10 protein-coding genes are annotated in these 8,925 nt (G+C 71.8%); 6 read left to right on the forward strand and 4 right to left on the reverse strand.

The genetic code is table 11. The features are described from left to right. Window positions 1-11 precede the first annotated feature (11 nt). On the reverse strand, window positions 12-914 hold the full coding sequence (locus ACFUNE_RS13645) for an endonuclease/exonuclease/phosphatase family protein (RefSeq protein WP_383566005.1): 903 nt from the start codon (window positions 912-914) through the stop codon (window positions 12-14). 193 nt (window positions 915-1,107) lie between these two features. Further along, window positions 1,108-1,806, reverse strand: coding sequence for a GDSL-type esterase/lipase family protein (locus ACFUNE_RS13650; protein WP_383566729.1), 699 nt, complete (start codon window positions 1,804-1,806; stop codon window positions 1,108-1,110). Between the two features lie 58 nt (window positions 1,807-1,864). Here ACFUNE_RS13650 and ACFUNE_RS13655 point away from each other — a divergent pair, with 58 nt between their 5' ends. From ACFUNE_RS13655 to ACFUNE_RS13675, 5 genes are all read left to right on the forward strand, one after another. Continuing rightward, on the forward strand, window positions 1,865-2,860 hold the full coding sequence (locus ACFUNE_RS13655; RefSeq protein ID WP_383566007.1) for a WD40 repeat domain-containing protein: 996 nt from the start codon (window positions 1,865-1,867) through the stop codon (window positions 2,858-2,860). Window positions 2,861-3,182: 322 nt separating this feature from the next. Continuing rightward, window positions 3,183-3,713, forward strand: a complete 531-nt coding sequence (locus ACFUNE_RS13660) for a toxin-antitoxin system HicB family antitoxin (protein ID WP_383566009.1) — start codon at window positions 3,183-3,185, stop codon at window positions 3,711-3,713. Window positions 3,714-3,794: 81 nt separating this feature from the next. Beyond that, a complete protein-coding gene (locus ACFUNE_RS13665; protein WP_383566011.1) occupies window positions 3,795-4,640 on the forward strand; it encodes a DUF4097 domain-containing protein in 846 nt (281 codons plus the stop codon). A 62-nt stretch (window positions 4,641-4,702) separates the two neighbouring features. Continuing rightward, window positions 4,703-5,698: an ATP-binding cassette domain-containing protein gene (locus tag ACFUNE_RS13670; protein WP_383566013.1), complete on the forward strand. Its 996-nt coding sequence runs from the start codon at window positions 4,703-4,705 to the stop codon at window positions 5,696-5,698. After that, window positions 5,695-6,480, forward strand: coding sequence for an ABC transporter permease (locus tag ACFUNE_RS13675; protein WP_383566015.1), 786 nt, complete (start codon window positions 5,695-5,697; stop codon window positions 6,478-6,480). The genes ACFUNE_RS13670 and ACFUNE_RS13675 overlap by 4 nt, the downstream gene beginning before the upstream one ends. A 97-nt stretch (window positions 6,481-6,577) precedes the next feature. On the opposite strand, the gene ACFUNE_RS13680 is transcribed toward ACFUNE_RS13675, so the two are convergent. Then, the gene (locus ACFUNE_RS13680) at window positions 6,578-7,501 is read right to left on the reverse strand and encodes a LysR family transcriptional regulator (protein ID WP_383566017.1); all 924 of its coding nucleotides are present in this window, start codon (window positions 7,499-7,501) and stop codon (window positions 6,578-6,580) included. A 106-nt stretch (window positions 7,502-7,607) separates the two neighbouring features. Here ACFUNE_RS13680 and ACFUNE_RS13685 point away from each other — a divergent pair, with 106 nt between their 5' ends. Next, on the forward strand, window positions 7,608-8,456 hold the full coding sequence (locus ACFUNE_RS13685) for an oxidoreductase (RefSeq protein ID WP_383566019.1): 849 nt from the start codon (window positions 7,608-7,610) through the stop codon (window positions 8,454-8,456). A 64-nt stretch (window positions 8,457-8,520) separates the two neighbouring features. On the opposite strand, the gene ACFUNE_RS13690 is transcribed toward ACFUNE_RS13685, so the two are convergent. Further along, on the reverse strand, window positions 8,521-8,922 hold the full coding sequence (locus ACFUNE_RS13690; protein ID WP_383566021.1) for a PPOX class F420-dependent oxidoreductase: 402 nt from the start codon (window positions 8,920-8,922) through the stop codon (window positions 8,521-8,523). Between the last annotated feature and the right edge of the window lie 3 nt (window positions 8,923-8,925).

Consider the following 8,925-nt stretch of genomic DNA (forward strand, 5'->3'; position numbering starts at 1 on the left):
CGCCGCGGTCGTCAGAACTGGATGCGGGCCGCCACCGGCAGGTGGTCGCTCGCCGTGGCGGGCAGGGCCCACAGGGCCGTGACGCGTGCGGACCGGGTCAGGATCTGGTCGATGCGGGCCAGGGGCAGTCCCGCCGGCCAGCTGAAGGCGAAGGAGTCGTCCGGGCGGCTCATCAGCGAGGTGACGGGGTCCAGGCCGCGGTCGTCCAGTGTGCCGTTGAGGTCGCCGAGGAGGATCACCCGGGCCAGGGGCTCGGCGGCGAGGGCCTCGGCGAGGAGAGCGGCGCTCTCGTCCCGGCGCCCGGCGGTGAGCCCGGTCGTCGGACCGATCCGGACCGAGGGCAGGTGCGCGACGTACACGGCGACCTCGCCCCCCGGCGTACGGGCCGTGGCCCGCAGGCCCCGGTCCCAGCCCTCCCCGACGCCCTCGGGCCTGATGTCCACCAGCCGCACGCCGGTGAGGGGGTGCTTCGACCAGAGCCCGACCGTGCCCCTTGTCGCGTGGTGGGGGTAGTCCGCCGCCCGGGCCGCTTCGAAGGCGGGGAGGGCGGGGGCCGTCAGCTCCTCCAGGGCGATGAGGTCGGCGTCCGTCCCGGCCAACGCCGCCGCTGTGGAAGCCGGTTCGGGGTTCACGTCGCTGACGTTGTGCTGGACCGCGGTGAACCCGCCGTCCGCCGCCGCGCCCGTGGACAGCCGGCCGCCGAAGAGGCTCGTCCAGGCGACGACCGGCAGGAGCAGCGCGGCCGCCGCCAGGCGTGAGCGGCGCAGGAGCGCCGCGACCAGCAGGACGGGGAACACCAGGCCGAGCCAGGGGAGGATCGTCTCCAGCAGGCTGCCCAGGTGGCCGGGGGTGTTGGGGACCAGACCGGGGAACACCAGCAGGACCGCCACCAGGAGGCAGAGTCCGGCGATCACGCGGCCCCTCCCGCGGACCTTCCCGCGGCCCCGGCCCGGGGGTTGCGTATCCGGCTTCCTCGTCACTCGCTCCTGCTCCGGTCCGGACGTCTCCCACTAGGTCCTGTACGTGAGGAGGAGACGCGGTCCCGTCCCGGCCCGGTTCCGGGGCGCAGGCCGGCGGGTCACCGGGCCACCGGCCGGGCGGTGGTGATCAGGCGGCTGCCAGCGCTCCGGCGTACGGGCCGCCCACGCCCCAGGCCTGGTGCATCGCGTCGGCGAAGGCGCCGGCCAGCTTGTGCTCGCCGGTGGGGCCGGGGTGGGTGCCGTCGTAGGTGTCCGTGTGGATGTCGTAGCCCGTGGGGGGCGAGGCCAGCAGGACCGGGGACGACGGGGCGTCGAGGTCGGCCACCGCCTTCGCGAGCAGCGTGTTGAAGCGTTCGCACTCGGCGGCGAAGGGGGCGTCGGACTCCGCCCGCACGTTCGGGATGACGGGGAGCAGCACCAGCCTGATCCGCGGGTTCGCGGTGCGGGCGGCGGTGATGAACTCCCGTACGTTCGCCGCCGTCTGGCCGCTGTCCGTGTAGAAGCCGAGGTCTATCAGGCCGAGCGAGACCAGCAGGACGTCGGCGCGGGTCGACGTGACCGTGTCCGCTATGACGGGCGCCATGTGGAGCCAGCCCTCGCCCCAGCCCGCCAGGTGCCGGCGTGCGGGCGCGGGGAAGGCGGGATCGCCGTACGTGTGGGAGAGCGGGGCGTTCGCCTCGGTGTCGTACAACTCGGTGCGCGGGCCCGTGATCGCGTAACCGCCGTCGCCGAACGTCGCTTCGAGGTGCTGCCACATGCGGTAGCGCCAGGTGAAGTCGCCGGCCCTGCCCACGGTCATGCTGTCGCCGACGAAGAGAAAACGCATGGCGACATCATGGCGGATCACCGCTCCGGCCTGCGACGTGACAGTGGACACTTGTGGGATGAGATCGCTGCTGACCGTCTCCGCCGCCGCTGCCCTCCTGCTCCTGACGGGGGCAGTGCCCGCCGTCGCGGACGACGGGGACGGAGCGGACCGGACCTTCACGATCGAGGACCCCCGGATCACCGAGTCCAGCGGGCTCGCCGCCAGCCGGATCCACCCGGGGGTCTACTGGACGCACAACGACAGCGAGGACGGTCCGTACGTCTACGCCGTCGACTCCCGCACCGGGAAGACGGTCGCGACGATCACCATGAAGGGCGTGGGGGAGCCCCGGGACGTGGAGGCGATCTCCCTCGGCCCCGACGGGAATCTGTACGTCGGTGACATCGGCGACAACCTCGACGGCTCCTGGGACCACGTCTGGATCTACCGCTTCCCCGAGCCGAAGCGCCTCGCGGACGCCACGGTGCGGGCGACCCAGTTCGACGTGACGTACGCGGACGGGGCCCGCAACGCCGAGGCGATGATGGTCCACCCCAAGACCGGGCGGGTGTACATCGCCTCCAAGAACGAGGACGGCGGCGGGCTCTACGAGGGCCCGCAGAAGCTCACGACCGGCGGGAACAACGTGTTCCGTCGGGTGGGCGAGGTGCCGTGGGTGACGGACGGGGCGTTCTCGCCGGACGGCAGGAACGTCGTGTTCCGGTCGTACTTCAGCGCCCGGGGCTACGCCTTCGAAGGGGGCAGGCTCGGTGCCGACCACGCGGTGGGCGTGCCGCTCCAGGGGCAGTCCGAATCGGTGACGTACACGGCGGACGGCTCAGCCATGATGTTCGGCTCCGAGGGGGAGAACAGCGAAGTGGTGCGCGTGGACGCGGAGGGCGGCGGCGACGGTGGCAGCAAGGCTCCCTCCCCCAACGGCGGGGGCGGCGGGACGTCGCCCGGGGACGACGGGGACGACGGCGGCTCGAAGAAGGGCACCGCGACCGGGGGCGCCGTGGCCGTCGTCGTCATCGTGCTGGCCCTGATCGCTGCCAAGCGTCGCCGCGGCTGAGCGCTGCCCCGGATGGCGCGGCGGCGATCAGGCGACCGGTGAGGGGCGCTCCGATGACGGCCCCCGGTGTTCCGCGGAAGCGGTCGACCGGTCGCCTCCTCCCGTGGTGCCACGGGATGGCTGCCTGGCGCCGAGTGGTGCCACATGGTGCCGTGTGACGCCATCAGAGGGGCCGCAGAGTCGGGGATTCCCCGTGGTGTCGCGTTGGCGTGGCGTGGTGGCAGCGCATATGTGCAGGTCAGAGGGGTTCGGTGTGAGTCGGTCCGCATAGGTTGGCCCGATGGGCTTGCGCATGGCGCCATGATGGTGCCACTATGGCGTCATGGACCTCACGCCGTATGTCGACACCCTCCGCCGCGAACTCGCGGTGGCCGCCGAGGCCGGCGGCCCGGAAGCCCGCGAGCTGGCCGAGCGGCTCACCGCTCCCCTGGAGTCGGCGACCCGCTTGACGATGCTCAACGTGCTCTCCGCCGCCATGGACGAGATCACCCGCGAGCTCGCCCCTGGTTCGGTCGACGTACGGCTGCGGGGGCTCGACCCCGACTTCGTGGTGACGCGGCCGGCCGGCGCCGAGGCGTACGAGGAGGGCAGTCGCAGGGCCGAGCCCCTCAAGGCTCCGGCACCGGCGCCGGCCGACAGCGAGGACGGCGGCACCGCCCGCGTCAATCTGCGCCTTCCCGCCCACCTCAAGGCGCGCGCCGAGGAGGCCGCGAACAACGAGGGCCTGTCGGTCAACGCGTGGCTGGTGCGGGCCGTGTCGGCCGCGGTCGACGGCGGCCGCCCGTCACGTACGGCGGAGAAGACCCGCGCCACCCGGACCGTCGGGCAGAGCTTCACCGGCTGGGTGCGCTAGCCGCACCCCGCCCGCACCACTTCACCCGCATCACGTCCTGCCAGGCGGGACGCCGCGAAGACCCAAGAGGACGGGACAGCCATGCCTTCTTTCGACACCCCCGCAGCAATCTCGGTCACCGCCCACGTGGAGGCCGGATCCATCCGCTTCGTCGCCACCGACCGTCTCGACACGTTCGTCGAGGCGCAGCCCCGCGACCCGAAGAAGGACCAGGACGTACGGGCCGTCGAGCAGACCGAAGTGCATTACGCGAACGGCCTGCTGACCATCAGGACACCCAAGCAGCGCTACCTCGTCGGGCGCACCGGCACCGTCGACGTGGCGGTCGAGCTGCCCACGGGATCGCAGGTGGAGATGACCGGCGCCTGGACGCAGGTGCACGGCGAGGGCCGGCTCGGCGATGTCCGGGTGAAGACCTCGTCGGGCGACGTCCGCCTCGACACCACCGGGCCGCTGCACCTGACCGCGTCCCACGGCTCCATCACCGTGGAGCACGTCGAGGGGGCCGCGGAGATCACCACCAGCTCCGGCAGCATGCGCGTCGGCACCATCGAGGGCGCGGCCGTCCTGAAGAACTCGCACGGCACCACGATCATCGGTGACGCCCTCGGAGATCTGAGCGTCCGCGGCGCCAACGGAGACATCCACGTCGAGCGCGCCGAGGCCTCGGTCTCCGCGACCACGGCCCACGGCACGCTGCGCGTCGGTGAGGTCGTACGCGGGACCGTCCAGCTGGAGACCTCCTACGGTGCCATCGAGGTCGGCATCCGCGAGGGCACGGCCGCCTGGCTCGACGCCGGCTCGGGCTCCGGCCAGGTGCACAACGCGCTCACCGCCTCCGAGAGCCCGGAGTCGTCCGAGGACACCGTCGAGGTCAAGGCCCGTACCCGGTTCGGCAACATCGAGATCCGCCGCGCCAAGTCCTGAGCCGCACCCCCTTCGACGACCAGCGCGCTCCCGCCCACGTCAGCCCCCAAACGGAGGACCTCATGCCTTTTTCTGTCATGCCCATGTCTAGAAACGGTGACGACCGCCCACGGACGGCCGCCGTATCCGCGGTCGGTCTGCGGAAGTCCTACGGTGACAGGACCGTCCTGGACGGTGTCGACCTGCGGATCCCGGCGGGGTCGGTGTTCGCGCTGCTCGGGCCGAACGGGGCCGGCAAGACGACGGTCGTGAAGATCCTGTCCACCCTGATCTCCGGGGACGGCGGACAGGCCCAGGTCGGCGGTCACGATCTCGTCGCCGAGCCGCACGCGGTGCGGGCGATGATCGGTGTGACGGGTCAGTTCTCGGCCGTGGACGGGCTGATCACGGGTGAGGAGAACATGCTCCTCATGGCGGACCTGCACCACCTGTCCAGGGCCGAGGGCAGGCGGGTGACCGCCGAACTCCTGGAGCGTTTCGACCTGGTGGACGCGGCGAAGAAGCCGGCCGCGAGCTACTCGGGCGGGATGAAGCGCCGCCTCGACATCGCGATGACGCTGGTGGGCGGTCCGCGGATCATCTTCCTCGACGAGCCGACCACAGGCCTGGACCCCCGCGCCCGTCACACCATGTGGGGCATCATCCGCGAGCTCGTCACCGACGGCGTCACCGTCTTCCTCACCACGCAGTACCTGGAGGAGGCCGACGAACTCGCCGACCACATCGCCGTGCTCCACGACGGGCGCATCGCCGCCGAGGGCAGCGCCGACGAACTCAAGCGGCTCATCCCCGGCGGACACGTCCGCCTCCGCTTCACCGACCCCGCCGCCTACCGCTCCGCGACCACCTCCCTGGGCGAAGTCACCCACGACGACGAGTCCCTGACCCTGCAGATCCCCAGCGACGGCAGCCAGCGCGAACTGCGCTCCATCCTCGACCGCCTCGACACCGCCGGCATCGAGGCCGACGAACTGACCGTCCACACCCCCGACCTCGACGACGTGTTCTTCGCCCTCACCACCACCGACCACGACCAGCCCAAGGCGGAAGTCCGATGAGTGCTCTGTCCCTCGCCGTGCGCGACTCGTCCACGATGCTGCGCCGCAACCTCCTGCACGCCCGGCGCTACCCGTCGATGACCCTGAACCTGCTGCTCACCCCGGTCATGCTCCTGCTGCTCTTCGTCTACATCTTCGGCGACGTGATGAGCGCCGGCATCGGCGGCACGGACCGGTCCGACTACATCGCCTACATCGTCCCGGGCATCCTGCTGATGACCATCGGCAGCGCCGTCGTGGGTGCCGCGGTGTCCGTGTCCATGGACATGACGGAGGGGATCATCGCCCGCTTCCGGACCATGGCCATCCACCGCGGGTCCGTGCTGATCGGGCACGTCGTCGGCAGCGTCCTGCAGTCCGTCGCCGCTGTCGTCCTCGTGGGCGCCGTCGGTGTGGCCATCGGCTTCCGCTCCGTGGACGCCACCGTCCTGGAATGGCTCGCCGCCTTCGGGCTGATCGCGCTGTTCGCCCTGGCCCTCACCTGGATCGCGGTCGGCATGGGGATGGCCAGCCCGAACGTGGAGGCGGCCGGCAACAGCGCGATGCCGCTGATCCTGCTGCCGCTCATCTCCAGCGCGTTCACCCCGGTGGAGGCGATGCCCGGCTGGTTCCGGCCCATCGCCGAGTACCAGCCCTTCACCCCCGCCATCGAAACCCTCCGCGGCCTCCTCCTCGGCACCGAGATCGGCCACAACGGCTGGCTCGCCCTCGCCTGGTCCCTCGTCCTCACCGGACTCGGCTACTACTGGTCGACCTCGATGTTCAAGCGCGACCCGAAGTAGGGCAGCGGGCCCGCACCACCGCAGGGCGGCGCACTCCGACACTCCCCGTCGGCGTGCGCCGTCCCGTGCGTGTGTGCGGAGGGCTCTCCCGCGCCGGTCACCGGCCGGCGCGTGTTCCCGTTCCGGCGGCGAGTTCTTCCGCACCGTCCAGGTAGGCGCGGACCAGCGGCCGACGGTCGTCGCGGCGCGCCGCGACCGCCAGTTCCGACGGGCTGACCCCCCGGACCGGCAGGCAGACGACGTTGGCCCGGGCTATCAGCGGGGCGTTTCCCGACGCCAGGAGCGCCACACCCTCGCCGTTGGCCACGGCCTCGTGGGTCTCCTCGGCGCTTGCGACCACTCCACCGATCCGCGGCTCCCGGCCGCCCCGGGCGTCCAGGGCCAGCCAGTAGTCCCGCATCGGTCCGGCATCCGGCGGCAGGGAGAGGAAGGGCTCGTCCAGGAGGTCCGCGAAGTCGGCCGTCCCGTCCCCGGATGCCCGTACCGCGAGCGGATGGTCCTCCGGCAGCGCGATCAGCCTCGGCTCACGCGCCACCACCACCCAGCGAAAGCGCTCGGCGTCGGGCAAGGGCATCCAAACGAACGCCACATCGCAGGATCCGTCGGCCAACCCAGCAGTCGGATCCGCCCAGTTGACCTGCCGCAACACCGGACGGGCCGTGGGGAAGCGGGCGGTGAGGCGGGCCCGCAGGGCAGGGAGCAGCCCGCGCCCGGGGCTGGTGGACATCCCCACCGTGAGGGTGTCCCGCTCGGAGGCCTTCGCGGCCTCCAGGGCTCCCTCCGCCGCCTCCCAGGCCGCCAGCACCGTCCGGGCGTGCGGCAGCAGCGCCTCCCCCATGCCGGTGAGCCGGACCGTGCGCCGGTCCCGGTCGAAGAGTTCGGCGCCGACCTGCTTCTCCAGCATCCGTATCTGCTTGCTCAGCGCGGGCTGGGAGACGAAGAGCCGCTCGGCGGCCCGGGTGAAGCTCAACTCCTCTGCCACCGCGGTGAAGTAGCGGAGATCGCGCCCGTGGACGTCCATAACCCATGGCTATCACAGGAGGTCTTGGACGCGCCCCTGCTTCCGGGCGAAGGATGGGTCGTGCCGGCGGGGAGTTCCCGGGCGGCGGCTGACGAGGGAGTCCATCATGAGCGTGAACGACGGCAAGGTATGGCTGATCACCGGAGCGAACAGCGGCTTCGGGCGTGCCATCGCGGAAGCCGCGATCGCCGCGGGTGACACCGTGATCGCGGCGGTCCGGCGCACCTCGGCCCTGGACGACCTGGTCGCCGCCCACCCCGGCCAGGTCGAGGCGGTCACCCTGGACATCACCGACGGTGAGCGGATCGACGAGGTCGCCGCGGATGTCCTGGCCCGCTACGGCAGGGTGGACGTCCTGGTGAACAACGCCGGGCGCACCCAGGTCGGGGCGTTCGAGGAGACCACCGAGCAGGAGCTGCGCGCCCTCTTCGACCTGCACGTCTTCGGGCCCGCCCGGCTGACCCGGGCACTCCTGCCGAGCATGCGGGAGCGGCGAAGCGGATCGGTCGTCATGATGAGCAGCATGGGCGGTCAGCTGTCGTTCGCCGGCTTCTCCGCCTACAGCGCCACCAAGGCGGCGCTGGAACAGCTCTCGGAGGGGCTGATCGACGAGGTCCGGCCCTTCGGCATCAAGGTGCTGATCGTGGAGCCCGGGGGCTTCAGGACCAACCTCTTCGGCCAGGGTGCGGCGTACTTCAGCGAGGAGATCCCCGCCTACGCGGAGACGGCGGGCCGGACCCGGCAGATGGTGCGGGCGGGCGGCGGTGACGCGCCGGGCGACCCCGCGAAGGCGGCGGCGGCGATCCGTCAGGCCCTGGACGCCGCGCAGACCCCCCTGCGGCTGCCCCTCGGCGGGGACGCGGTCGATGCACTCGCCGGGCACCTGGACTCGGTGCGGGCGGAGCTGTCCGAGTGGGAGAAGGTCTCGCGGGGCACCGACTTCGACAGCGAGTGATCCCGCGGGGGCGAGTGCTCCGCGGTTGCGTGACCGCGCACGGGCCCGACCCTGGCGGATCCGCTCAGATCTCGTCGGTGACCGGCCGCAGTTCGTAGTGGAGTGTGTGGTCGCGCTTCAGCCGGTGGGCGAGCGGGACCGCCACGCCCTGGAGGGCCGGGTACTTCCTGGACATCGTCCGGGCGGCGTGGGTGTTCTCCTTCGACCCCTCCTGGAGGAGTCGCGCCCAGGCCTTCACGGGCGGTCCTGTCGGCGCACCCCGCACGGTGCACGGCGCGATCTCCACCACCGGGTGGTTGCGCATCCGGTCGACCTTCCAGGCCGAGGAGAACGTGCGGATGTAGGCGTGGTCGCCCTCGACGGCGATGCTGACGGGCGTACGGGCAGCTGATCCGTCCGGCCTGCGGCTGCTGAGCAGGACGGTGTACTGCTTCACGAAAGGCTCTAGCTCACGGATCGTCTCCATGTA

Source organism: Streptomyces sp. NPDC057287, assembly GCF_042667905.1.
Classification (GTDB): Bacteria; Actinomycetota; Actinomycetes; order Streptomycetales; family Streptomycetaceae; genus Streptomyces.

What these genes read in the sequence shown, in the direction of transcription:
- ACFUNE_RS13650 (WP_383566729.1), bottom strand. Translation starts at nt 1,806, where the DNA reads ATGCGTTTTCTCTTCGTCGGCGACAGCATGACCGTGGGCAGGGCCGGC.
- ACFUNE_RS13660 (WP_383566009.1), top strand. Translation starts at nt 3,183, where the DNA reads ATGGACCTCACGCCGTATGTCGACACCCTCCGCCGCGAACTCGCGGTG.
- ACFUNE_RS13690 (WP_383566021.1), bottom strand. Translation starts at nt 8,922, where the DNA reads ATGGAGACGATCCGTGAGCTAGAGCCTTTCGTGAAGCAGTACACCGTC.
- ACFUNE_RS13675 (WP_383566015.1), top strand. Translation starts at nt 5,695, where the DNA reads ATGAGTGCTCTGTCCCTCGCCGTGCGCGACTCGTCCACGATGCTGCGC.
- ACFUNE_RS13670 (WP_383566013.1), top strand. Translation starts at nt 4,703, where the DNA reads ATGCCTTTTTCTGTCATGCCCATGTCTAGAAACGGTGACGACCGCCCA.
- ACFUNE_RS13685 (WP_383566019.1), top strand. Translation starts at nt 7,608, where the DNA reads ATGAGCGTGAACGACGGCAAGGTATGGCTGATCACCGGAGCGAACAGC.
- ACFUNE_RS13680 (WP_383566017.1), bottom strand. Translation starts at nt 7,501, where the DNA reads ATGGACGTCCACGGGCGCGATCTCCGCTACTTCACCGCGGTGGCAGAG.
- ACFUNE_RS13665 (WP_383566011.1), top strand. Translation starts at nt 3,795, where the DNA reads ATGCCTTCTTTCGACACCCCCGCAGCAATCTCGGTCACCGCCCACGTG.
- ACFUNE_RS13655 (WP_383566007.1), top strand. Translation starts at nt 1,865, where the DNA reads ATGAGATCGCTGCTGACCGTCTCCGCCGCCGCTGCCCTCCTGCTCCTG.